The organism is Mesorhizobium sp. WSM2561 (assembly GCF_000513915.1).
In the GTDB taxonomy this organism is placed as follows: domain Bacteria; phylum Pseudomonadota; class Alphaproteobacteria; order Rhizobiales; family Rhizobiaceae; genus Mesorhizobium; species Mesorhizobium muleiense.
Genome location: NZ_AZUX01000030.1, coordinates 1 through 25021 on the forward strand (window position 1 = coordinate 1; position 25021 = coordinate 25021).

A 25021-nucleotide genomic window follows, 5' to 3' on the forward strand; every position below is an offset into this window, starting at 1 on the left:
CCTTCTCCCCTTGTGGGAGAAGGTGGCCTCGCCCACGGGTCTTGCCTCCGGCAAGCCCGAGGACAGGCTCCGCGAGGTCGGATGAGGGGTGCTCCAGATTGGCACCGACAGCACTCCGTCCAACACCCCTCTTCCGTCTCGGCGCTGCGCGCCGATCCACCTTCTCCCACAAGGGGAGAAGGAAAAAGGGGCGCTACTTCAGCACCTTGCCGTCAGTCCCGAACCGATAAGTCTTCGCCGGATCCGGCGTCGCGTAGAGCGTGGCGCCAGGCTCGGCGTTGTAGACGCCAAAAATGCGCACGGTGATCAGCCCGGCCTTTTCGCAGTCGAGATAGAGGTTGGTGTCGGCGCCGAGGTGTTCCGCATGGACGACCGTGCCTTTCCAGGCGCCGGATTTCGCATCGACGGTCAGGTGCTCGGGACGGACGCCGATGGTCTTGGCCGTCTCGCCAAGCCTGGCGCCGTCGACGAAATTCATCTTCGGCGAGCCGATGAAGCCGGCGACAAACTCATTCGCCGGCGCATTGTAGAGTTCCATCGGTCCGCCGATCTGCTCGATCTTGCCCGCATTGAGCACGACGATCTTGTCGGCCAGCGTCATCGCCTCGACCTGGTCGTGGGTGACGTAGATCATCGTCGCCTTCAGCCGGCGATGCAGTTGCGCGATCTCCAGCCTGGTGTTGACGCGCAGTGCGGCATCGAGGTTGGACAAAGGCTCGTCGAACAGGAAAAGCTTGGGCTCGCGCACCACGGCGCGGCCGATGGCGACGCGCTGGCGCTGGCCGCCGGACAGCTCGGCCGGGCGCCTGGCCAGGTAGGGCTCCAGCGACAGCATCGATGATGCGATGCCGATGCGGCGGTCGATCTCGGCCGCCGGCGTGCCTGCCTGCTTGAGGCCGAGGCCCATATTGTTCTTCACCGTCAGATGCGGGTAGAGCGCATAGGTCTGGAACACCATGGCGATGCCGCGCTTGGCCGGCGGGGTGGCGGAGACGTCCGCACCGTCGATGACCACACGCCCCGAGGTCGAATCCTCCAGCCCGGCGATGACCCTGAGAAGCGTCGATTTTCCGCAGCCGGAGGGGCCGACGAAGACGACGAATTCGCCATCGGTCACTTCGAGGTTGATGCCCTTCAGCACCTCGACCGGCCCAAACGCCTTCTTCACATTCTCGATATTCAGCGAGCCCACGGCGTTCCTCCGGATTGGAATGTGGGGGTGCCGCAGAGCGCAACCCCTAGCAAAAATTCCCCTCTCACAATCGCACCGCCTTCCCGCTGCGGACGCTTTCGTCGGCGGCAAGGCAGACGGCGAGCGACTTCACTGCGTCGTCCATGTGGCGGGTCAGATCAATATCCTCGCGGATCGCCTTGAGCAGAAAAGCCTGCTCGCGATCGCAGAGATCCTGATGGCCGGGTTCGCCTTTCATCGACAACATCTCATCCGCCTTGGCGAATTTTCCGTCCGCGCCGGTCGCCGCGCTGTGCAGGCGGATGGTCGAGGTCCTGGTGTGGGTGTCGATGTCGTCGGATCTGACGCCCTCCTTCATGACGATCGACACGCAGCCGTTCGGCGAGATCACGTCCTTCACAAAAAAGGCGGTTTCCGAGATCATCGGCCCCCAGCCGGCCTCGTACCAGCCGACCGAACCATCGTCGAACAGCACCTGCAGATGACCGTAATTGTACATCGTGGGCGCAATCTCGTCGCTCAGCCGCAGCCCCATGCCGCGCACCTCGACCGGCCTGGCGTCGGTGATCTGCAGCATCACGTCGAGATAGTGCACGCCGCAATCGACGATCGGCGACGTCGTCTGCATCAACTGCTTGTGCGTCTGCCAGCTATGGCCGGAGGATTGCTGGTTGAGGTTCATGCGGAACACGTAAGGACCGCCGAGCTTGCGCGCCTCGGCGATCAGCCTGATCCAGGACGGGTGATGGCGCAGGATGTAGCCGATCACCAGTTTTCTGCCATTGGCCTTGGCTGCGGCAACGACACGTTTGGCATCCGCCACCGTCGTCGCCAGCGGCTTTTCGACGAAGACATGGCAGCCGGCATCGAACGCCTTGACCGCATAGTCGGCGTGGCTGTCGGAATAGGTGGCGATGCAGGCGATATCGGGCCTTTCGTCGCGCAGCGCCTCGTCGAAGGAGCGCCTGATGCCATAGCCGGAAAGCCCGGCCGGCAGCGGCACGTCCGAACGGTTGACCAGCGCCGCAATCTGGAACCCCGGGTTGGTGTGATAGGCCAGCGCATGGCTGCGGCCCATATTGCCGAGGCCGGCAACGACGACGCGAAGAGGTTTTTCCTTGCTCACTTGACCGCTCCGGAAGTTATGCCGCGGATCAGCTGCCGCGAGAAGATGACGTAGAGGATCAGCACCGGCATGATCGCCAGCGACAGCGCGGCCAGGATGGCGTTCCAGTTGGTGACGAACTGGCCGAGGAACAGCTGCGCGCCGAGCGTCACCGTCTTGGTTTCTTCGGACGGCGCCAGGATCAGCGGAAACCAAAGGTCGTTCCAGATCGGGATCATGGTGAAGACGGCGACCGTCGCCATCGACGGCCTGACCAGCGGCAGCACCAGCCGGAAGAAGATGGTGTATTCGGACAGGCCGTCGATGCGTCCGGCATTCTTCAGATCGTCGGACACCTGCTTCATGAATTCCGACAGGATGAAAACGGCGAGCGGCAGGCCTTGCGCCGTATAAACCAGGATCAGCGCCGTCAGCGTGTTGACCAGCCCGCTCGCCACCATCAATTGCAGGATGGCGACGGTGCCGAGGCGGATCGGGATCATGATGCCGAGGGCGAGATAAAGCCCCATCAGCGAATTGCCGCGAAAACGGTATTCCGACAGCGCAAAGGCGGCCATCGCGCCGAACAGCAGCACGAAGAACAGCGAGGCGACGGTGACGACAAGGCTGTTCTGGAAATAGTGGATGAAATCGCCCTGGCCGATGACGGTGGTGTAGCCGATCAGGTCGAAGGTTTTCGGGGTCGGCGGCGTCAGCGGCGCGCCGAAGATGCCCGCGCGGGATTTAAACGAGTTCATGATGACGATGATCACCGGAAACAGCGCGATCACCGTGTAGGTCAACAGCACCGCATGGGCGCCGATGGTGCGGGGCAGGGAGTGGGTTGCCGTGCTCATGTCTGGCCCCCTAAAACTGATAGCGACGCAGGCGCGTCTGGACGAGGAACAGGTAGACGCAGACGCCGCCAAGGATGATCAGGAACATCATCGTGGCGATCGCCGCGCCCATGTTGGGATCGCCGACCTGCAGCTGGAAACCGAAGAATGCGCGGTAGAGGAAGGTGCCGAGAATATCGGTCGAATAGTTCGGCCCGGCCAGCGCGCCTTGCGCGGTATAGATCAGGTCGAAGGCGTTGAAATTGCCGACGAAGGTGAGGATCGAGATGATGCCGATCGACGGCAGGATCAGCGGCAGCTTGATCTTCCAGAACTGCGACATGCCGGTGATGCCGTCGCATTCGGCCGCTTCGATCACCTCCTCGGGGATCGACAGCAGCGCGGCATAGATCAGCATCATCGGGATGCCGACGAACTGCCACACCGAGATCAGGCTGAGCGTGGTCAGCGCATATTGTTCTTTGCCGAGCCACGGCGTGAACAGGCTTTTGAGGCCGACAAGATCCATCAGGTTCGGCGCCACGCCCCACAGCGGCGACAGGATCAGCTTCCAGGCGAAGCCGACGATGACGAAGGACAGGATCGTCGGGACGAAGATCGCCGTGCGGTAGAAGGCGGAGAATCTCAGCCGCGGGCTGGACAGCAGTGCGGCCAAAAGCACGCCGATCGGATTCTGCACGATCATGTGGATGATGAAGAACCCGACGTTGTTGCGCAGTGCGTTCCAGAAATTGACCGACCAGTTGGGATCGCCGAACAGCCTGCGGAAGTTTTCCAATCCGACGAAGACCTGGGCCTGGTCGATGTTGCGAAACAGCGAGAGCTGCAGCGTGCCGGCCAGCGGCAGGATCATGATCGCCGTATAGACCAGCACCGCCGGCGCCAGGAAGACGACGATATGCCAGCGGAACGGTCGTTTCGGTGCTGCGGCCATGCGTTCGGTCCCCGCCGATCAGGTTCTTACAATTGCCGCCGAAGGGTGCGGCGCCTCCCTCCCCCTCGAGGGGAGGGTGCCTCGCGAAGCGAGGCGGATGGGGTCGGCCAAGGCAGTGCGCCATCGTGGTTTCGACCGCGCCTTCCGGCAACGATCAGGTCGCAGCCTGCCTTTACCGACCCCCTCTGTCGCCTTCGGCGACATCTCCCCCTCGAGGGGGGAGATTGCGCTCGCTCTTACTTCGCCGGCTTGTACCAGCTGTCGAGGCCGTCCTGCAGCTTCTTGGCGGCAGCTTCCGGCGTGACGGTGCCGTTGATGACGTTGGCCGATTCAACCCACGTCTCGTTCTCGAGATTCGGCGTGCCGCGCGACAGGATCTGGTAGGTCGAGCGGATGGTCGACTTGCACTTGTCGCGCCAGGAGACGAATTCCTGGGCCAGCGGGTCTTCCATCTTCACCGGGGTGTTGTTCAGGCTGAAGAAGCCCGGCAGCGCGTTGGCGTAGATGGTGGCGAAATCCGGCGAGGCGACCCAGGTCAGGAAGGTCTTGGCCGCATCCGCATTCTTCGACGCCGCATTGAGGCCCATGCCGATGTCGGTGTGGTCGGAGATGTAGCAGGTGTCTCCGGCCTTCTGCACCGGCGGTGGGAACGCGCCCATCTTGGACTGCGCCTGGGTGTTGAACAGGCCGATTTCCCACGAGCCGGCCGGGTAGATGGCGGCGCGGCCGAGGGTGAACAGGTTCTGGCTGTCCGGATAGGTCTGCGCCTCGAAGCCGTCGCCGAGATAGGGCTTCCACTTGGCGAGTTCGGCAAACGGCTCGACCCACTGCGGATCGGTCAGCTTCTGCTCGCCCTTGATCAGCGCCAGACGGCCTTCTTCGCCCTTCCAGTAGTTCGGGCCGATGTTCTGGTAGCCCATGGTCGCGGCTTCCCAGAGATCCTTGGTGCCCATCGCCATCGGGATGTAGGTGCCGTCGGCCTTGATCTTGTCGAGAGCGGCATAAAACTCCTCATTGGTCGTCGGCACCTTGATGCCGAGCTGGTCGAAGGCGTCCTTGTTGAAGATGAAGCCGTGGATGACGGAAGCCATCGGCACGCAGAAGCTCGACTTGCCGTCGTCGGTCTGCCAGGCGGCCTTGGCGACGTCGGAAAAATTCTCCATGCCGGGCAGCGTCGAGATATCGGCGAGATTGCCCTTCTTGAACAGTTCCAGCGACTTGTCGAACGGGCGGCAGGTGATCAGGTCGCCGGCCGAGCCAGCGGCGAGCTTGGCGCCGAGTGCTGCGTCATATTCGGTCGGCGCCGACGGCGCGAACACCACCTTGATGCCCGGGTTCTTGGCCTCAAAAGCCGGGATCAGTTTGTCCTTCCAGATGGCAAGGTCGTCGCCGCGCCAGCTCTCGATGTTGAGCGTTACGTCCTGGGCACAGGCCATTCCGGCCGAGCCGAGAATGCTGGTGCCGAGAAGCAGTGCCGTCAGTAGTTTGGTTGTCATGCTCAGTCTCCCTGTTGACCTTTTTCAGGTTCGGTTTTGAGAACAGAGGCTTTCCGCCCCATGCTCCCCTCGATCGCGGAAAGCGCCGGGCGCAGCTTCTGGCCGGTACGTTCCAGTATCTTCTGCGCCGCATCGGCGCTGGCGGCGCCGGCGGCGAGCAGAATGGCGGTCTTGACGGCGCCGCCGCTGTTCTCGAGCAGCTTTGCCGCATCGTCCCTGTCGCGTCCGCTGATGGCGGCGACGATGCGGGCGGCGCGGTCGCGCAGCTTGATGTTGTCGGCCATGAGATTGACCATATAGCCGTCATGGACATGGCCAAGATGGATGGCGGCTAGGGTCGACAGCATGTTGAGCGCAATCTTCTGGGCGGTGCCGGCGCCCATGCGCGTCGAGCCGGCGATCAGCTCCGGCGGCGTTTCGAGCAGGATGGCAATATCGGCCAGCCGAAGCAGCGGCGCATCCTTGTTGTTGGCGATGGCGATGGTTGCCGCACCGCGGCGCCCGGCGTCCTCGATCGCCCTGACCGCATAGGTCGTCGAGCCGCTGGCCGAGACCGCGATCAGGCAGTCGCCCTCGCCGATGCCGGCAGCGGCAACCGCCGCCGAGGCTTCTTCGGTGTCGTCCTCCGGCCCGCCGGCCAGTGCCTTGAAGGCATCGTCGCCGCCGGCGATCAGGATGGCGATGCGGTCGCGCTGAATGCCGAAGGTGCCCGGCAGCTCCAGCGCATCGGCCAGCGCCATCAGGCCCGAGCTGCCGGCCGCTGCGTAAGCGAGCTTGCCGCCGCTGTTCAGCCGGCTGGCGATGATCTCGGCTGCTTTGGCAATGGCGGGAATGGCGCCGCGCACCGCCTTGGCGGCCTCGATCTGCGCGTTGGCCAAAGAGGAAAGGATGGCGTCCGGAGCCTGGATGTCCAGCCCCTCGGCATTCTGGTGAAGCGCTTCGGTGCGCGTTTCGGCCATCCGCTTTCCCTCCAATCCCCAAAACAATACCAAAAAAATACCACTTGTCCACACGCATTAACGACTTCCCTGCCCTGAAATCGCCGTTCAGGCAAAATGCGGTGGTTTTTCAATAAAATACCCCTTAATCTTTTTGAAACGAAAATTAATCCTTGGCTATTGGTATTTTATTGGTATTATCCGCTTGGAGGAGAAATCGTGTGAAATTCGTGCTTGGCATCGATGGCGGCGGCACCAGCTGCAGGGCGGCCCTTGCAACAGTGGACGGCACTGTCGTCGGCCGCGCCAAGAGCGGTGCGGCCAACATCCGCACCGATCTCACCGGCGCCAGGGCCAACATCGTCGAGGCGGCAAGGCAGGCCTTTGTCGCCGCCGGGCAGGACCCCGAACTGATCCCGCAGACCCCGGCCGTCCTCGGCCTCGCCGGCGCCAATGTCGGCACCTACAGGCAGCAGCTCGAAGCGATCCTGCCGTTCAGCATCAGTTGCGTCGAGACCGACGCCGAGATCGCCCTGGAAGGCGCGGTCGGCTCCGGTGACGGCGCGATGGCCATCCTCGGCACCGGCACCGCCTACATGGCGCGCAAAAACGGCAAGTCGCGCGCCATCGGCGGTTGGGGTTTTCAGGTCGGCGACCAGGGCAGCGGCGCCCGCATCGGCCGCGACCTGCTCGAACAGACGCTGCTCGCCTATGACGGCATCCGCCAGGGATCGTCGCTGACGCAGGCCATGCTCGCCATCTTCCGCGACAATCCCGAGGATTTGGTCGAGTTCACCACCAACGCAAAACCCGGCGATTTCGGCGGCTTCGCGCCCAAGGTCTTCGAGCATGCCGAAAAGGGCGACATCGTCGCCAACTGGATCCTCGACAAGGCAATCGCCGACGTCGAGGCAGCACTTGGCGTGCTCGATCTCGGCGACGACGATCCGCTCTGCCTGCTTGGCGGGCTGGCGCCGCTCTATTCACCACGCCTGTCGGCGCGCTACCGGGCGCTGCTGAAGCCGCCGCTCGACGACGCGCTGGGCGGCGCCGTGCAGATGGCGGCGCGCGTTTTCTCGAGTGCGACGGAGGCGGCGCGATGAGCGAGGCCGCCGACCAGATCTTCGCCACGCTGAAACAGTCGGCGCAAAGCGGCGCGCCGCTCTATCTGCAGCTCAGGAAGAGCATCGAGGACGCGGTCAATCGCGGCCTGATCGGGCCGGGTGACGCGCTGCCGTCCGAGCGCGACATCGCCAGCAAGGCCGACATTTCGCGCGTCACCGTGCGCAAGGCGGTGCAGGATCTGGTCAAGGGCGGCATCCTCGTCCAGCGCCACGGCTCCGGCACCTTCGTCGCGCCGCGGATGGAGCGCGTCGAGCAGTCGCTGTCGCGGCTGACGTCTTTCACCGAGGATATGGCGCGGCGCGGCATGGCGGTGCGTTCGGCCTGGCTCGACCGCGGCCTCTATGCGCCCTCGCCGGACGAGATGATGGTGCTCGGCCTGTCGTCGAACGAACTGGTGGCGCGGGTGGCGCGCCTGCGTATTGCCAACGAAACGCCGCTGGCGATCGAGCGCGCGGCACTGTCTGCCAGCGTGCTGCCCGACCCGGCGGCGATCGGGTCGTCGCTCTACGCGGCGCTTGAAACAACCGGCCATCGGCCGGTGCGGGCGGTGCAGCGCATTTCCGCCGCCAATCTCGGCGACGACGACGCGCGGCTGCTCGAAGTGCCGCCAGGCATTGCCGGCCTGCACATCGAGCGTATTTCCTATCTGGCGAGCGGCAAGGTGATCGAATTCACCCGCTCGATCTACAGGGGCGACGCCTATGATTTCGTCGCCGAGCTCCGGCTGAGCGGGCCGGGCGAAGAGGGCCGGCCATGAGCGCAGTAAACAAGCAAATGGGGATTACCCATATGCGGCGCGAGATCGAGGAGATCCCGGAGGCTACCGCGCGCCTGCTCGACGGCTCGGCGGCGGTACTGACCGAGGCCGGGCGCGGCATTCGCGAGCGCGACCCAAACTTCGTCGTCACCGTGGCGCGCGGCTCCTCCGACCATGCCGCCACGTTCATGAAGTATGCGGTGGAACTGACCGCCGGCCTTGCCGTCGCGTCGGTCGGCCCGTCGATCGCTTCGATCTATGGCGCCAGGCTCAAGCTGGCCGGCTCGGCCTGCCTGGCGATCTCGCAGTCGGGCAAGAGCCCGGATATCGTCGCCATGGCGCAAGCCGCGAGAGCCGGCGGTTCGCTGACCGTTGCCATCACCAACACCGCCGATTCGCCGCTGGCGCGGGCCTGCGATTATGCCATCGACATCCTGGCCGGCCCGGAGCGCAGCGTCGCGGCGACGAAGACCTTCGTCAATTCAGCCGTCGCCGGCCTCGCCTTGATGGCGCATAGCACCGGCGACGACAAGTTGCTGGCGGCACTCGCCGGTTTGCCAGAACATTTCCGCAAGGCGATCGCCTGCGACTGGATGGCGCTGGCCAGCGCCCTTGAGACGCAGAAGTCTCTGTTCATCCTCGGTCGTGGTCCGTCCGCGGCGATCGCCAATGAGGCGGCGCTGAAATTCAAGGAAACCTGCGCCATGCACGCCGAGGCCTATAGTGCAGCCGAAGTCATGCATGGCCCGCTGGCGCTGGTCGGCCCTGATTTTCCGGTGCTGGCGCTCGCCGCCCGCGATGCTTCCGAGCCGTCGGTCGCAGAGGCCGCCGACAGCCTGGCGGGCAAGGGCGCGGCGGTCTTCGTGACTTCGGACAAGGCGACAAACGCTCAGCACCTGCCGCATGTCGCCACCGGCCATCCATTGACCGACCCGATGGCGCTGATCGTGTCGTTCTATGGCTTCGTCGAGGCCTTTGCCCGCCATCGCGGTCTCGATCCGGACACGCCGCCCAATCTTCGCAAGGTGACGGAAACCATATGAGCGACCGTTTTGCCCTGACTGGCGCCCGGATTTTTGACGGCGACGACTGGCACGACAACGCTGCTCTTGTCGTGCGAGACGGCCTCGTCGAGGCCATCGTTGCCGCCGGAGCCGTTCCGTCCGGCGTCGAGCGTATCGAAACCGGCGGCGGCATGCTTGCACCGGGCTTCGTCGACCTGCAGGTCAATGGCGGCGGCGGCGTCATGCTCAACGACCACCCCGATGTCGCCTCGATCGAGACCATCTGCCGGGCACATGCGCCGTTCGGCACGACCGCGCTGCTGCCGACGCTGATCACCGACACGCCCGCCATCACCGCAGCGGCGGTTGCCGCCGGGGTCGAGGGCGCGCAGCAGAAAGTGCCGGGCTTTTTGGGCCTGCATCTCGAAGGCCCGCATCTGTCGATCGCCCGCAAGGGCGCGCATGACCCGGCGCTGATCCGGCCGATGCTGGATGCCGACCAAGCGGTGCTGGTTGCGGCGCGGAAAACCCTGCCGGTGCTGCTGACGACTGTAGCGCCGGAATCCGTCGACCCGGAACGTGTTTCGGCGCTGGTCGAGGCCGGCCTCGTCGTCAGCCTCGGCCATTCCGCCACCTTCTATGCCAAGGCGCGCGCGTTCGCCGATGCCGGCGCAACAGTCGTAACCCATCTGTTCAACGCCATGAGCCAGATCGGCAACCGCGAGCCGGGGTTGGCGGGTGCTGCCATCGATACAGGCACATTGTTTGCCGGGATCATCGCCGACGGCATCCATGTCGATCCCGCCACCATGGCCATCGCTTTGCGCGCCAAGCAGGGCCCGGCAAGGATTTTCCTGGTCACCGACGCCATGGCGACGATCGGCACCGACATGACCTCATTCACGCTGAACGGCCGCAGCGTCTACCGCAAGGAGGGCAGCCTGCGGCTTGCCGACGGGACGCTGGCGGGCGCCGACCTCGACATGATCTCCGCCGTGCGCTTCGTCCACCGTGTCGTCGGACTGGACCTGTCGGAGGCGCTGCGTATGGCTTCGCTCTATCCGGCGCAGGCGATCGGCCAATCACACCGGCTCGGGCGGTTCGCCAACGGCACCGCCGCCGATATCGTTGCGCTGTCGGACGAATTGGACGTCAAGGGCGTCTGGATAGAAGGCAAGAGGGTTTTCGAGGTTGGTGTCGCAAAGGGCGCCTAAGGTATCAGCCGTTCGGCCCGCAGCCTGAAGCGGGTGGTTGCTCAAGTGTCCCTCTTGTCCCCAATCACCTGGGCTGGCGCCGGAAGCCGCGGCGCGGCCGGTCTCGCCGGTTTCGGCAGCAGGCGGCGCACGGCCGGCGCGGCCGCCACATCGTTCCTGGCGGCGAACAGCTCGTGGTTCTTCTCGATGTCGTCGAGCTTGTAGCGATAATTGACCATCAGGCCATGCGCCTGACGCAAGGCGCGGGGCGACAGATCGCCGAAAAGGTCGATGCGCTCCAGCCGCGCGCCATTGCCGAGATGGAACCGGGCGACCGGGTCGATCACCTTGCCGGAGGCGGTGCGGGATTCGAGGAAATACTGTGCCGCAAGAGGAAGCAGCGCCGGGCCGACGCGGTCGCGAGCGGCAGCGTCCGCATGCCAACCCTCGTCGGCGACGAGGTCCAGCACTTCGGCGGCTGAGGGGATGGTTTCGGCCTGCTCGGCCAGCCAGCGGGCAAAGCCCGGCACCGGCGACAACGTGACGAAATCGGTCAGGCCGGGAAGGTCGCGGCGCAGATCCTCGACCACCTGCTTGATCAGAAAATTGCCGAAGGAGATGCCGCGCAAGCCCTCCTGGCAGTTGGAGATGGAATAGAACACCGCCGTCGTAGCCTGCCGTGGCGGCACCGGCGGCCGCTCGTCGGCGAGCAGCTCGGCGATCGTCGTCGGCATCGCCCGGGTCAGTGCGACCTCGACGAAGATCAGCGGTTCGTCGCCGAGCTGCGGATGAAAGAACGCATAGCAGAGCCGGTCGTCGGGTTCGATCCGGCGGCGCAGATCGTCCCAGGTGTGGATGGCGTGCACCGCCTCGTAGCGGATGATTTTTTCCAGGATGTTGGCCGGCGTCGACCAGTCGATCCGCCGCAGCACCAGGAAGCCGCGGTTGAACCAAGACGACAGCAGGTGCGTGAAGTCGGCATCGACGATGGCGAGATCGGGCGATGTAGGCAGCCGGGCAAGCAGATCCTGGCGCATGCGCACCAGCGTCTCGATGCCGCCGGGCGCCAGGTTCAAACGGCGCAAGAGCTCCTGCCTGGCCGGCTCGGCGGCGTCGTGCAGGGCAAGTGCCGAGCGATCGTCCGGCGTGGCGCAATAAGCATCCACCGCAGCGGCAAGCCTGGCGTGATCGGTGCCGAAACGATCGCGCAGCACATGCAGGAAAGCCAGCCTGCCGTCGGCGCCGAGGGTGCGCCAGCGATCGAGTATTTCTCTTGCATAGGCGACGCCCGATGCCTCGCCCTGGCTGGAAAGCAGACGGACGCACAGACGTGCCAGGCTGTCGGCCGAAACCGGCTCGTCACCGCGCACGAGGTTCAGCATCATCCGGCCGCGGTCGGCGATGGTGTTCAGCAGGTCAGCGAAGAAAGGGCTGCGGTTCATCGATCCGACCGTCGAAGAGGAGCCTGCGGGAGGGTCCGGAGAGACATGAGGGTGAGACAGAGAATATGGATGGTAGTTTTGGATATGCCAATAAAATCGCCAAAAATGGACAAGGCCATTTTGGCTGGGGATCGCATGTCACGAGCACAAGCGCACGGCGTCGGCCAACGAATTCTGGGGAGAATAGCGCGTGCCGATGACGACGCGCCGGCAGCGTCAGCCGGCCACCTGGTCGGCCGCTGTCCTGATCGCCTCGATGTTCGCCCGATAGGCTTCGACGCTGCCGCCCTTGAAGATGGCTGCACCGGCGACCAGCACGCTGGCGCCGGCGGCGGTGACCAAAGGTGCTGTTTGCGGCGAGATACCGCCGTCGATCTCGATCCGGATCGGCCGATTGCCGATCAGCGCCTTCACCCGCTTCACCTTGTCGACGACTTCTGGAATGAAGGCCTGGCCGCCAAAACCCGGATTGACGGTCATGATCAGGATCAGATCGAGCCGGTCGAGCACGTATTCGATCGCCGTTTCCGGCGTCGCCGGGTTGAGCGACACGCCGGCCTGCTTGCCGAGGTCCCTGATCGTCTGCAGCGAACGGTCGAGATGCGGCCCGGCCTCGGCATGCACCGTCATGCCGTCGCAGCCGGCTTCGGCAAACGCCTGCAGGTAGGGATCGGCCGGCGCTATCATCAGATGGCAGTCGAAGAAGGTTTTGGTGCGGTTGCGGATCGCCTTGATCACCGGCGGGCCGAAGGTGATGTTGGGCACGAAATGCCCGTCCATGACGTCGAGATGGATCCAGTCGGCGTCGGCCGCCACCACCGCCTCGACCTCGTCGCCGAGCTTCGAAAAATCCGACGCCAGCACCGATGGCGCGATCAGGATCTTGTGAGCCATGTTCGCTTCCCGTTCTTGAGCCCGCCTTCGCCGTAATCGCCTCAGCGCTGCTTGTCGACAGGAATCCGGTGCCTGCGCAAAAGGAGAGAGGCAGCGTCGGCCACCTCTCTCCCTGTTCAAGCGTCGCGATTTCAGTTCACCGGATGCGGCGGCCTGGCCAATCGTGGCAGCAAGACCTTGCCACTGCCTTGCTTCACTTTTTGCAGATTGGGCTTTTTCACAGGTTGCTTGGGCACGCAGTGTCCGCGCACCAGTTTTTCGGTTGTCCGGCAGGCGGTGATGATCAGCGGGTTCTTGACGCATGCCTTGCCGACCAGATGATAGCCGCGCTTGCAGTCGATAATGATGGAGGGCTTGCGCACGCATCTCCCGTCGATGTGCTGTTCGTTGCGCTTGCACCTGTCGGCGATCACTGCATTGCGCACGCATTTCAGGCCGACCTGATGGTAACCGGGCAGGCAGTGGATGCTGACCCCAACGCACTTGCCGTTGACACGCTTTTCGGTGCTGCGGCAGGCAGCCACGAGCGGCCTGTCGACGCATTTGCCGCGGATCGGCCTTTGGCTCGGCAGGCATGTGCGGCCGGCATCGATGACGACCGGCGGAAGCTGCGGTTTGCCGGGATTGGGTCGCGTATCGACCGCCAGACCATCGGCATTCGGATCAAGATTGCGCTTGATACAGGTAAAATCCTCCGTGCTGTTGTCGACGGTGGCGATCGAACCGTTCTGCTTGATCTCCTGCAGGGTGCACTGGATCGAGCGGGTTCTGACAATGCTGAACTCGTGTGCGGCGCTCGCCTTGAACACACCGCCATCATTGAAGGCGGCCGTCGTGCCGGTGAAGAATGCGCCGTTCGAGCAGCTGATGCGGTAGTGAAACGCACCCGGCGCCTCGCGCTCGACGTCGAACGACACCTGGCCCTTGCGCGGGCAGAGTTTTTTGAAGCCAGCGCTGTCCGAGACAGTGACCTCGCCCTGCCAGTCCGAATGCGCCGGCGGGTTGTCGGGGTTGTCCTGAGGTGCGTCGGTGAAGCCGCCCCCACCCGCGCCGCTGCAATGGACGGTGATGTCCTTCCAGCCGTCGAATGGCTCGAACGGATCGTCGCCGATGATCTCGGTCTTGTACTGGAAATAGGCGGTGGCGCCGACATCCTCCCACTTCTCATAGGTGGCGAAATAGCCATTCTTGGTCGCGTCGTATGACGCCCACGCCTGCTGCACCTCGGAGGTGATCGGCCCGTCGTTCTTCTGGCGCCAGATGCGCATCGACACCGGCCCGACCTGGTTGGCCTGCGCCCGGCTCGTGACCTTCAACGACGGGCAGACCTTACCGGGCGTCGAGCCGGTCTGGTTCGACTGGTAGGTAGTCAGGAACAGCTTGACGTTGTCCACGTCGAATTCGCCGAAATCATTGGCGACGTCCTGAACCGGCGGCTTGATGACCGGGTCGCAGACAATTTGGACGTCGAACGATCCATGCTCGGCATAGTGCGAGTCGTACAGCGGATGGGGCCAGCTGCCGCCCTGGGCCTCGCTGACCGCATTGTCCATGTCGAGCGCCGTGTCGGTCAATGCCGAGAAGCTCGCATGGAAGCTGTGCGTGAACGAGTAAGACTTTGTCGGCCCATCGGGCTGGAGGTGCTGGTTGCACCGGGCAATGATCTGGTCGCCGTAAGGCACGACGGCGATACCGGTGTCCGACGACAGCGGTATTATGGAGGGATCGAAGGAGAAATTTTTCTGATGGTCGTAGTCGCGGCTGACAGGTGACGCGCTCCAGATCGGCGGAAACGCGCCGCACTGGCCCGGTCCACAAACGCCGAGCGCCACGCCGACATCCTGCACATAACCTGGCCACCGTGTGTTGAGCTTCATGTGGCCCCAGAACTGGACGTTGCCGCTCTTAAGCGTGTCCCACTTTTGCTTGTCGCTCGAGCCGACATGGATCGTCGTGTTGGCGCTTTCGGTGTTGAACGACATTGACTTGATGTTCGCCTGCTTGGCGAAGGCCGGCGCGGTGGCGAGCGCGGCTGCGATCAGGGCAGCGGTCGCCGCCGTGTTGCGGAAAGCATGCTTGGCTGAAGACATTTTCTCTCTCCCTGAAATGTTCCTTCAGGGAGTTTGTCGCCGACTGCCGCGATAAGGTTCACGCAGCGGCTGAGACACGTCCGACCAACGAAAAACCCCGCCGGATTGCTCCCGCGAGGTCTTGGCGTTGCGGTCCAAGGTGACGGACTGTTGCGCGCCGGGTCCCCTACTGGAGAGCCCGCGGCCTGCGCCTCGGCTGCTGCTGCAGGATGTTCGGGTTCAGCAGCAGGTTCGGAGTGATCTGCAGCGTCGGCGCCCTGCGGATCGGAGTGCAGTCTGGATACTGTCCGACTGTCCCGACCGGGCAGCGCCGCTTGATGATCGGCTGGCACCGGCCGTTGATCAGCCGTGAACCAGGCGCGCACTCCAGCTGCGCCCGGCGGCATGCGCCTCTGATCACCTCGGTCCCGCGCGGGCAGACACAGGCGCCGCGTTTGTTGTGAACCTGGCCCCGGATGGCGCACAGTTCAACCGTCGGTTGCTTGACGATCGGCAAGCAGGCCCTGCCCCTCAGTTCCGTCCGTCTCGGACAGACGCAATCGCCGCTCTTGGTGCGGATCTGGCCAGGCAGCAGCTTGCACAGGCGTGCCGGCGGCTCGTCGGTCGACACGCACCTGCGGTTATCCAGCTCGGTTCCGCGCGGGCAGACACAACGCCCGTCGGAGGTACGGATATGGCCCTTGAGCAGCACGCAGCGCTCCTTCGGTTTCGGTATGATGACCGTGCCGCCACCCGACGAGCACTGGCCGTTGCGGAAAGTGGTGCCTTGCGGGCAGACGCAGCGGCCGGCGTCGTTCATTACGAGATCTGCCGAGCACGCCTTCTTCCCCTCATTCTTGATGGTGAAGGGATGGCAGGCATAGGCCTTGCCGCGATCGCCCTGCACATTGGCCGGGTCGCGGGAGAGTACTTTGCCCGCACCTCGCACCGGCGTGTCGGGCGACAGCACGCCGACGCAGTTCTGGCCGCTGACGGTATCCTGCAGATTGGCCAAGCGGCCGACGTCGGGAAAGACCACGGTCACTTGGTGAACGTGGCTTTCCCCGACGCCGAGCGTCAGGTTGGCGATGCAGGACGCCGGCAGGGTCGCCGGTTCCGGCGCACAGCCGAAGGGCGGGTCGATCGAGGTGATCGCCACGCCTTCCAGCCGGCCGCGGCCTTCGACACCGATCGCATCACCAATGCGAACCGGACCGGAGAAGGCGTTTTTCCCATCATTCGCGATGGTGATCTCGAACGAGCAGGGCTGGCCGATCCGGCACTCGGCATCGCCGGTCTTCTCGACACGGATGGTCGAGGCGCCACCGCCCTTGGCGCAGGCCCTGCCGATCGGATGGACGACGTCGTCTCCTGGCGCCGGACCGTAGGAACCGCGTGCGCAGTTCTCGAACACGCCATTCGCCGCAAGCGCCACGTCGAAGTGGCGGCTGGTTCCGGGCGTCATGACGGCGCCGGGAATCTGGCACGACAACGCATTGGCCGGAACCGGTCCGCACGTCCATTCCGCGCCGTCGGGCGTGACGGTCCGGATCTGGACGGGCGCGCCGCCGGCCACCAGCGTGGCGGCATCGTTGACCCAAACCGGACCGGTGGGGGCACTGGTGCCGGTGCTGATGACGGTGATGCGGCAGGTGACGGCCGCAGCACCCGCCAGCGCTCCGCTGCACAGTTTGGTGAGGCGCATGGCCGGCTTGCCGCTGTCGGAATGACGGATGCGTTGCCTGGCGCATGCCCTGTTGTTGGTGAGGTCGTTCTCGCCGGGGATGGCTTTCACCTCGGCGCAGTTCTCGACCGTGTTTGGCCGGTAGCCGGCCGGCATCACCGCCTTGACGAAGATTGGCGTGGAAGCGCCCGGCGAGAGCACGATGCCGGCATTGTCGCAACGGAACTGGCCGGGGCCGTTCGGTCCGCATGTCCATGGCGGGATCGGGCCGAAGCTCGACGATGCCGGCACGCCACCCGGATAGGTGTCGGTAACCGTCAGCGGCCCGTCGTAGCGGACGTTGCCGTTGTTGATGATATCGATCACGAAGGTGCAGACACCATCTGCCCTGCAGACCGGGGTGCGGGCACGCTTCTTCAGGATCAGATCGACCTTCTTTTCCACCGGCGGCCGGCAGTCGCGGTCCCGGTCGCCACGCCGGCAGATCGGGATCGAGGCGCAGTCGCGGTCGTTGTCGAGGCAAGGAGGCACGCCACCGGGGGGCGGGAAGTCGGGTGGATAGAAAGGTGGCAGGTAGCCACCTCCCGGTATCTGCTCATAGTAGCCGGCACGGCCTTCGCAGGGATGCCAGACTTCGACGTCGCCTACATGCCCTTCTAGCTCGGGGGCCTCTACCTCGGGGTCTTCGAAATAGCCGTCAAAGTCGATGAACCACGCGCCGAAAGGCGGTACGTTGGCCGGCTTGACCAGCGCCGTCGGCGTGATCTGCACACCGTGTACGGCGAGCGGCCCGCCGCCGGCAAGCTGTTCGGCAAGTGCGGGGTTGTCGCGCAACTTGTCGGCGGTCTTGACCAGCGTCTCGGTGCAGACGCTCGCGTCGAGATTGCCGTCGGCGTCATAGCCATATTGCAGGTCGAGGCCGCCAGCCGACTGCCGGTTGCCTTGCGCGAAGCCGACCGCATAGTCCTGCGGCATTTCCACCCAGATTGATTCCGTCGCCGGATCGTCCGGGTTTTCACGCCAGTAGCGGAAGACCTCGCCCGTGCCGGTACCGGCGAACCGGCTGTAGTCGTAGCGGTTTTCCACCGGGCCGCGCTGGGCCAGGTACATGAAGCCGCTGATGTCGAAAGCGATGTCGGTGACGGCGTGGTCGTTGTCAGCCTTGACCGTCAGTTCCCAGCGCGGGTCGCCAGCAAAGCTGCCGTCGCGGGCAACGCCCACCGACCAGAGCTCGGCCTTTTCACCGACGGAATAATAGAGGCGGCCGCCGTGATAGGCGACGGACCAGACACGACGCTCATCCTGTGTATAACCCCAGCTGTCGGGGTCCTCGCTGTCGAAGGCAGCGCCCTCGATGTCCATTGCCAAGCCATCGTCGGCAAGCGGGGCCAGCCCGTGCGCCGGGCGCCCGGTAACGCCGTGGTCGAACCTGTCGACCAGCGTGCCATTGGCGTCAATGCGATGGATGAGACCGGTGTCGAGGTCGCTGGCGAAGAACTGCCGGCGGATAGTGTCGAAGGTGACGTCGCCGATGCCAGGGCCGCTGTTGGTGTCGAGGTCGGCGAATTTGCTGACCTGGCCGGTGATGCCGTCGATCTTCCAGATCGTGCCCGGTCCGCCACCGTTCTCGGTGCCGAACTGGCCGTCCATGAAGGTGGCGCCGGCAGCACCGCGACGCTGCCGCTCGGGACGACCGTCCGCATCTTCGTCTGATGTGACGATGCGGACGCCATGCAGCGAGGTGGCGCCGGCATAGAGGTTCGCAATGCCCGAGGGTGCACCGTCGCGCACGCCGTCGTCATAGGTGATGCCGAACACCTGGCCGATCTGCCCGGCCGTCACTTCGAAGGGCGGCGGCGTGAAGACGAGTTGGCCAGAGGCCCGCCCGCCCAGCCTTGAAACGTCAAAGACGCGCAAGGTTGCGCGCGTCGTGTCGATAAAGGTTTCGTCGACCGGGTCGACGCTGGGCGGCAGGCCCTCCTCAGGATCACGAATGACGGTACCGGAAAATCCGGTCACCGCCATCGAGCCTGGATAGATGATCTGCGTTTCCTGCGCCTGGACGGCACCGCCAAGCCACAGGATGGTGGCGAGCGCCAACGCCGGAAAGCCGCTGGCTGTTTGCATCGCACGGCGCAAACGGCCAGCACGAGAGCGCACGAACGCGCCGTGGTCGCAAGACATGGAATTCCCCCCGCGGGCGACGGGAGAAACATCCGACGTTTCCGCGCAAACCAGGGCAAGGCGCGACGTTCCGGCACGTTTTCCCTGATCGAATTTGTCTGCTTTCCTCGTGATCACGATATGCCGGCTCTTACTCATGGTCAACGCAACCAGCGGAACGCCTGGCATATCGACCCCACCCCGAAAGCGGTGGTCGCGCTGAGCCTGGATTTCCAGTCATGGTCTTTCCTTTCCAGGGCCGCACCACGTGGCGCATCTGGGTGTCAGTCACGAACCGACGCGGAAAGGTTCATGTGCCGGAGAACCCTGGCCGGGCCGAGAAAAGGATGTGTTGGATGCCTGCGCAGAATGCTTGCGCGCCGCGCAGCCTGTTCTTATATACGCGCCAAGCCGTTCGGCGCCGGAATGCCGGTTGCCGAAGCGGAATTTCTTGTGAACAGGGGCTTTCGTCGGAACGCCTGTACGGGTCCTGAGAGCCTGCTTAGCGGAGAGATTAGAAAAATGGCAAAAGTAATCGGTATCGATCTGGGGACCACCAACTCCTGCGTCGCCATCATGGACGGCAAGGAATCGAAGGTCATCGAGAATGCGGAAGGCGCGCGCACGACCCCATCCATCGTCGCCATCAACAGCGACGGCGAGCGCCTCGTCGGCCAGCCGGCCAAGCGCCAGGCGGTCACCAATCCTGAAAACACCATCTTCGCGGTCAAGCGCCTGATCGGCCGCCGCTATGACGATCCGGTTACGGAAAAGGACAAGAAGCTTGTCCCCTACAAGATCGTCAAGGGCGACAATGGCGACGCCTGGGTCGAGGCCGGCGGCAAGAAGCAGTCGCCCAGCCAGATCTCGGCAATGATCCTGCAGAAGATGAAGGAAACGGCGGAAGCCTATCTCGGCGAGAAGGTCGAGAAGGCGGTGATCACCGTTCCGGCCTATTTCAACGACGCCCAGCGCCAGGCCACCAAGGATGCCGGCAAGATCGCCGGCCTGGAAGTGCTGCGCATCATCAACGAGCCGACCGCGGCCGCACTTGCCTACGGCCTCGACAAGAAGGAAGGCAAGACCATTGCCGTCTATGACCTTGGCGGCGGCACGTTCGACATTTCGGTGCTCGAAATCGGCGACGGCGTGTTCGAGGTGAAGTCGACCAATGGCGACACCTTCCTCGGCGGCGAGGATTTCGACATGCGTCTGGTCGAATATCTGGCGGCCGAGTTCAAGAAGGAACAGGGCATCGACCTGCGCAGCGACAAGCTCGCGCTTCAGCGCCTCAAGGAAGCGGCCGAAAAGGCCAAGATCGAGCTGTCGTCGACGACGCAGACCGAGATCAACCTGCCCTTCATCACCGCCGATGCCACCGGCCCCAAGCACCTGACACTGAAGCTGACGCGGGCGAAGTTCGAGAGCCTCGTCGAGGATCTCGTCCAGCGCACGATCGAACCCTGCAAGGCGGCGCTCAAGGATGCCGGCCTGAAGGCCGGCGAAATCGACGAGGTCGTCCTGGTCGGCGGCATGACCCGCATGCCCAAGATCCAGGAGATCGTGAAGCAGTTCTTCGGCAAGGAGCCGCACAAGGGCGTCAATCCGGATGAGGTCGTCGCATTGGGCGCCGCCATCCAGGCCGGCGTGCTGCAGGGCGACGTCAAGGACGTGCTGTTGCTTGACGTGACGCCGCTGTCGCTCGGCATCGAGACGCTGGGTGGTGTGTTCACGCGGCTGATCGAGCGCAACACGACGATCCCGACCAAGAAGAGCCAGGTTTTCTCGACTGCCGAGGATTCACAATCGGCCGTGACCATCCGCGTCTTCCAGGGCGAGCGTGAAATGGCCGCCGACAACAAGGCGCTCGGCCAGTTCGACCTGGTCGGCATTCCGCCGGCGCCGCGTGGCGTGCCGCAGATCGAGGTCACTTTCGACATCGACGCCAACGGTATCGTCAACGTCTCGGCCAAGGACAAGGGCACCGGCAAGGAGCACCAGATCCGCATCCAGGCGTCTGGCGGCCTTTCGGACGCCGACATCGAGAAGATGGTGAAGGACGCCGAAGCCAATGCCGAGGCCGACAAGAAGCGGCGCGCGTTGGTCGAGGCCCGCAACCAGGCCGAGGCGCTGGTGCATTCCTCGGAAAAGTCGCTGAAGGAATATGGCGAGAAGGTTTCCGAGGCCGACCGCACGGCGATCGCCGATGCGATCGCGGCGCTGAAGACAGCTGCCGAAGGCGACGACGCGGCCGAGATCGAAGCCAAGACCCAGGCGCTCGCCGAAACCTCGATGAAGCTCGGCCAGGCCATGTACGAGGCTTCGCAGAAGGAAGCCGCGGAAGCTGACGCCAAGGCGGACGCGGCCAAGGACAGCGACGTGGTCGATGCCGACTTCGAGGAAATCAACGAGGACGACGACAAGAAGAAGTCGGCCTAAGCGGCCTGCCGGCAGGTTTAGGCGCATGACCCCGAAATCGGAATCGATTTCCGGAAAGGATCATGCGCAAAAATCAAAGTGCTATAGCGTCCTTTGCGTGTCCAACGCGCGGCGCTGTAGTAAAGCCCGGCGTAAAGCCGGGCTTTTTTGCAACTCTGGCCGAAAAAGTGCGCGCCCGATCGAAAAAATGCGGGCAAGCCCGTGTCAACACTGGCATCCCGGCTCCATCGCACCTAAATCGGAACAGCGTGCCGGCGAACGACGCAAAGTGCCTCAAGACGTTGAATATCCGGACTGCGGGAAAAGATGAAAGCTGATTTCTACGAAACGCTGGGCGTGCAAAAGGGGGCCGACGAGAAGGAGCTCAAGAGCGCTTTTCGCAAGCTGGCCATGCAGTTCCACCCCGATCGCAATCCCGGCGATCATGCCTGCGAGCACAAGTTCAAGGAAATCAACGAAGCCTACGAGACGTTGAAGGATCCGCAGAAGCGGGCGGCCTACGACCGTTTCGGCCACGCCGCCTTCGAACAGGGCGGCATGAACGGCGGCGCACACGGCTTCGGCGCCGGCGGTTTCGCCGACATCTTCGAGGATATTTTCGGCGACATGATGGGCGGGCGCCAGCGCCGCTCGTCAGGCGGACGCGAGCGCGGTGCAGACCTGCGCTACAATATGGAAATCACGTTGGAGGAGGCGTTTGCCGGCAAGACGGCGCAGATCCACGTGCCGGCCTCGATCTCCTGCATGGAATGCTCCGGCAGCGGCGCCAAGCCCGGCACCCAGCCCGTCACCTGCTCGATGTGCAACGGCCACGGCAAGGTGCGCGCCACGCAAGGCTTCTTCTCGATCGAGCGCACCTGCCCGCAATGCCAGGGACGTGGCCAGACCATCAAGGAGCCATGCGCGAAATGCGCCGGCCAGGGCCGCGTCACCGAGGAGCGCTCGCTGTCGGTCAACATCCCGGCCGGCATTGAGGACGGCACCCGCATCCGCCTCGCCAATGAGGGCGAGGCCGGCCTGCGCGGCGGCCCGTCGGGCGATCTTTATATTTTCCTGGCGGTCAAGCCGCACGAATTCTTCCAGCGCGACGGCGCCGATCTCTACTGCAAGGTGCCGATCTCAATGACGACGGCTGCCCTTGGCGGTTCCTTCGAGGTGACGACGCTGGACGGCACCCAGACGAAGGTCAAGGTGCCGGAAGGCACCCAGAACGGCCGCCAGTTCCGCCTCAAGGGCAAGGGCATGCCGGTGCTGCGCCAGCACAATGTCGGCGATCTCTACATCCAGACCGCGGTCGAGACGCCGCAGAACCTGTCCCGCCGCCAGCGCGAGCTGCTGGAGGAGTTCGAGCAGCTTTCCTCGAAGGATAATTCGCCGCAGTCGAGCGGCTTTTTCGCCCGCATGAAGGACTTTTTCGAGACCTTCAGCGAGCGCTGATGGCGACTCTCGCCAATCGGATGTAGAATACAACCGAGCGGAAGCTCCCCTAGCGTCATCAACACCTTATACCGGCGTCCGCCTTGCCTTGAAGCCCGTAGCTGCTAAGTAGCCACTCGGGGGACCGTTCAGGAGAACTTGCATGGCACATGGTCCCGGACTGCGAAAGACGCTGGCAGAGAAGTTCGACGACGAACTGAAGTTCTTCAAGGGCTGGATCGACAAGCCGAAGGCGGTCGGTTCGATCGTGCCGACCAGTTCCATCACGGCTCGCAAGATGGCCTCCGTCGTCAACCCGATGTCGGGCCTGCCGGTGCTCGAAGTCGGGCCCGGCACCGGTGTCATCACCCGAGCCATCCTCGCCCACGGCGTAAAGCCTGAAAATCTCTACGCAGTCGAATACTCCCCCGATTTCGTGCGCCATCTGCGCCAGCTCTATCCCGGCGTCAACGTCATCGAGGGCGATGCCTTCAATCTCGATGCGACGCTCGGCGACAAGAGCGGCCTGACCTTCGATTCGGTCATCTCCGGCGTGCCATTGCTCAATTTCCCGGTCGAACAGCGCGTCGCCTACGTCGAAAGCCTTCTCGACCGCATCCCGACGGGCCGCCCGGTCGTGCAGCTGACCTACGGTCCGCTGTCGCCGATCCCGCCCGGCCGCGGCGACTACACGGTCGAGCATTTCCATTTCGTCATCCGCAACATCCCACCTACGCAGCTTTGGATCTACCGGCGCGGGGCGCATTAGGGTGTGCCGATATTCAGGTGAGACCGGCCTGCAAATGGCAGCTTCCTGCGCTTCCGGTGCTCACGTACTTCAAGTACGCTCCGCACCGGTTCTCGGAACCAACCATTTTCGGCTCGGCCTGACCTGAATCTCAACACACCCTTCACTCATGTGCCCCCAAGATCCCTTTTCGATTTTTGCGCCGGTGCGTTGATTTGACAGATCCCTGGCTGTACCTGTCCGGGAACAAGGGGGCCGATGGCAGTGATCGCGAAAATTCTCGTCTTCGCCGGTTCGATTCGCTCTGGCGCCTACAGCGGCAGGACCGCCGATGTGGCGCAGAAGGAACTCGCCCTGCATGGCGCCGAGGTGACCCGCATCTCACTTGCCGACTATCCGCTGCCGATCCTCGACGAGGACCTGGAAAAGGAGAAAGGCATTCCCGAGAACGCCATCAAGCTTGCCCGGCAAATCGCGGCCCATGACGGGCTGCTGATCGCGACGCCCGAATATAACGGCTCGATCCCGCCGCTGCTCAAGAATACCATCGATTGGGTGAGCCGGGTGCGCACGGATGACGGGCGGTCGTTCAGGCCGTTCACCGGCAAGCCCGCCGGCCTTTGTTCGCTTTCCAAAGGACATTTCGCCGGGGTACGCTGCATCAACCATCTGCGCGCCGTGCTGGTGCGCTGCCAGATGGAGGTGGTGACGCCGGAGTGCTCTGTCCCGGAGGGCGGCAACGCCTTCGACGAGGACGGGAATTTCAGGGACGAGCGACTGCACAGATCGATGGAGCACCTATGCCGCACGCTGATCGAAACCTCGCGCCTGCTGTCGACGCGGATCGAGGCGTGATCCAGGAGCGCGCCAGCACCATGCAAGACAGGCTGATCGTCGGCCTCGACGTGCCGACGCTGAAGGACGCCGAGACGGTGGTGCGCGAGCTCGACGGAGTCGTCTCCTTCTACAAGATTGGCTATCAGCTCGCCTTCGCTGGCGGCCTCGACTTCGCCCGCGAGCTCGCCACCGGCGGCACCAGGATCTTCCTCGACATGAAGCTGCTCGACATCGACAACACGGTAGCCAAGGGCGTCGAGGCCATTGCCAGGATGGGCATGACCATGCTGACGCTGCACGCCTATCCGAAGACGATGAAGGCAGCGGTCGCGGCCGCCAGGGGCAGCGATCTCTGCCTGCTTGCCGTCACCGTGCTGACCTCGATGGACGAGCAGGACGTGATCGACGCCGGCTATGAGCATGACCCGCATACGCTGGTGCTGAGGCGCTCCGAGCAGGCGCTGCATGCCGGCATGGATGGCATCGTCTGCTCGGCCGAGGAAGCGGAAGCGGTGCGCCGGATCGTCGGCCCCAACATGGCCGTCGTCACGCCGGGTATACGGCCCAAGGGCAGCGACCATGGCGACCAGAAACGCGTCGTCACGCCGGCGCAGGCGATCCGCAACGGCTCCAGCCATCTCGTCGTCGGCCGGCCGATCGTCAGCGCCGCCGACAGGCGAGCGGTCGCGGAAGCAATTCTTGACGAAATGCGCTCGGCCTAACAATTC

General features: G+C 64.1%; 19 protein-coding genes. 9 read left to right on the forward strand and 10 right to left on the reverse strand.

Annotated elements, in window-relative coordinates; genetic code table 11:
• Positions 1-193: 193 nt before the first annotated feature.
• From M727_RS0123370 to M727_RS0123395, 6 genes are all read right to left on the reverse strand, one after another.
• Positions 194-1192, reverse strand: a complete 999-nt coding sequence (locus tag M727_RS0123370) for an ABC transporter ATP-binding protein (protein ID WP_027154674.1) — start codon at positions 1190-1192, stop codon at positions 194-196.
• 64 nt (positions 1193-1256) lie between these two features.
• The gene (locus M727_RS0123375) at positions 1257-2318 is read right to left on the reverse strand and encodes a Gfo/Idh/MocA family oxidoreductase (protein ID WP_027154675.1); all 1062 of its coding nucleotides are present in this window, start codon (positions 2316-2318) and stop codon (positions 1257-1259) included.
• Positions 2315-3154: a carbohydrate ABC transporter permease gene (locus M727_RS0123380; protein ID WP_023801468.1), complete on the reverse strand. Its 840-nt coding sequence runs from the start codon at positions 3152-3154 to the stop codon at positions 2315-2317. Before M727_RS0123380 ends, M727_RS0123375 begins: the two co-directional genes overlap by 4 nt.
• Before the next feature lie 10 nt (positions 3155-3164).
• Entirely contained in the window at positions 3165-4088 is a 924-nt protein-coding gene (locus M727_RS0123385) for a sugar ABC transporter permease (RefSeq protein WP_027154676.1), read from the reverse strand.
• Between the two features lie 236 nt (positions 4089-4324).
• The gene (locus M727_RS0123390) at positions 4325-5584 is read right to left on the reverse strand and encodes an ABC transporter substrate-binding protein (protein ID WP_027154677.1); all 1260 of its coding nucleotides are present in this window, start codon (positions 5582-5584) and stop codon (positions 4325-4327) included.
• A gap of 2 nt (positions 5585-5586) precedes the next feature.
• A complete protein-coding gene (locus M727_RS0123395) occupies positions 5587-6543 on the reverse strand; it encodes an N-acetylmuramic acid 6-phosphate etherase (RefSeq protein ID WP_027154678.1) in 957 nt (318 codons plus the stop codon).
• A 200-nt stretch (positions 6544-6743) separates the two neighbouring features.
• Here M727_RS0123395 and M727_RS0123400 point away from each other — a divergent pair, with 200 nt between their 5' ends.
• Genes M727_RS0123400 through nagA form a run of 4 tightly spaced genes read left to right on the forward strand, consistent with a single transcriptional unit; the run spans position 6744 to position 10622 of the window.
• Positions 6744-7625: an N-acetylglucosamine kinase gene (locus tag M727_RS0123400; RefSeq protein WP_027154679.1), complete on the forward strand. Its 882-nt coding sequence runs from the start codon at positions 6744-6746 to the stop codon at positions 7623-7625.
• Positions 7622-8404 (forward strand): GntR family transcriptional regulator, encoded by a 783-nt coding sequence (locus tag M727_RS0123405; RefSeq protein ID WP_027154680.1) that lies wholly within the window; start codon positions 7622-7624, stop codon positions 8402-8404. Before M727_RS0123400 ends, M727_RS0123405 begins: the two co-directional genes overlap by 4 nt.
• 32 nt (positions 8405-8436) lie before the next feature.
• Entirely contained in the window at positions 8437-9447 is a 1011-nt protein-coding gene (locus M727_RS0123410; protein WP_198032684.1) for an SIS domain-containing protein, read from the forward strand.
• Positions 9444-10622 carry an N-acetylglucosamine-6-phosphate deacetylase gene (gene nagA / locus M727_RS0123415; RefSeq protein ID WP_027154682.1) on the forward strand — a complete coding sequence of 393 codons (1179 nt, stop codon included), beginning with the start codon at positions 9444-9446 and terminating at the stop codon, positions 10620-10622. Before M727_RS0123410 ends, nagA begins: the two co-directional genes overlap by 4 nt.
• Positions 10623-10663: 41 nt before the next feature.
• Here the strand turns inward: nagA and M727_RS0123420 are convergent, their stop codons facing one another.
• The 4 genes from M727_RS0123420 to M727_RS43180 form a co-directional block, all read right to left on the reverse strand.
• On the reverse strand, positions 10664-12043 hold the full coding sequence (locus M727_RS0123420) for a malonyl-CoA decarboxylase (RefSeq protein ID WP_027154683.1): 1380 nt from the start codon (positions 12041-12043) through the stop codon (positions 10664-10666).
• Between the two features lie 216 nt (positions 12044-12259).
• The gene (gene rpe / locus M727_RS0123425; RefSeq protein ID WP_027154684.1) at positions 12260-12937 is read right to left on the reverse strand and encodes a ribulose-phosphate 3-epimerase; all 678 of its coding nucleotides are present in this window, start codon (positions 12935-12937) and stop codon (positions 12260-12262) included.
• Positions 12938-13068: 131 nt separating this feature from the next.
• Complete coding sequence (locus M727_RS0123430; protein ID WP_027154685.1) at positions 13069-15027, reverse strand: EB domain-containing protein; 1959 nt, start codon at positions 15025-15027, stop codon at positions 13069-13071.
• Between the two features lie 166 nt (positions 15028-15193).
• Complete coding sequence (locus M727_RS43180) at positions 15194-18817, reverse strand: hypothetical protein (RefSeq protein ID WP_245268877.1); 3624 nt, start codon at positions 18815-18817, stop codon at positions 15194-15196.
• Positions 18818-19375: 558 nt separating this feature from the next.
• Between M727_RS43180 and dnaK the strand changes: the two genes are divergently transcribed.
• From dnaK to pyrF, 5 genes are all read left to right on the forward strand, one after another.
• Complete coding sequence (dnaK, locus tag M727_RS0123445) at positions 19376-21292, forward strand: molecular chaperone DnaK (protein ID WP_027154686.1); 1917 nt, start codon at positions 19376-19378, stop codon at positions 21290-21292.
• A 306-nt stretch (positions 21293-21598) separates the two neighbouring features.
• Positions 21599-22729 (forward strand): molecular chaperone DnaJ, encoded by a 1131-nt coding sequence (dnaJ, locus tag M727_RS0123450; protein ID WP_023801455.1) that lies wholly within the window; start codon positions 21599-21601, stop codon positions 22727-22729.
• A 142-nt stretch (positions 22730-22871) separates the two neighbouring features.
• The gene (gene pmtA, locus M727_RS0123455; protein WP_027154687.1) at positions 22872-23477 is read left to right on the forward strand and encodes a phospholipid N-methyltransferase PmtA; all 606 of its coding nucleotides are present in this window, start codon (positions 22872-22874) and stop codon (positions 23475-23477) included.
• Between the two features lie 237 nt (positions 23478-23714).
• Positions 23715-24311 carry an NADPH-dependent FMN reductase gene (locus M727_RS0123460; protein WP_027154688.1) on the forward strand — a complete coding sequence of 199 codons (597 nt, stop codon included), beginning with the start codon at positions 23715-23717 and terminating at the stop codon, positions 24309-24311.
• Positions 24312-24331: 20 nt separating this feature from the next.
• The gene (gene pyrF, locus M727_RS0123465) at positions 24332-25015 is read left to right on the forward strand and encodes an orotidine-5'-phosphate decarboxylase (protein WP_084646853.1); all 684 of its coding nucleotides are present in this window, start codon (positions 24332-24334) and stop codon (positions 25013-25015) included.
• Positions 25016-25021 lie beyond the last annotated feature (6 nt).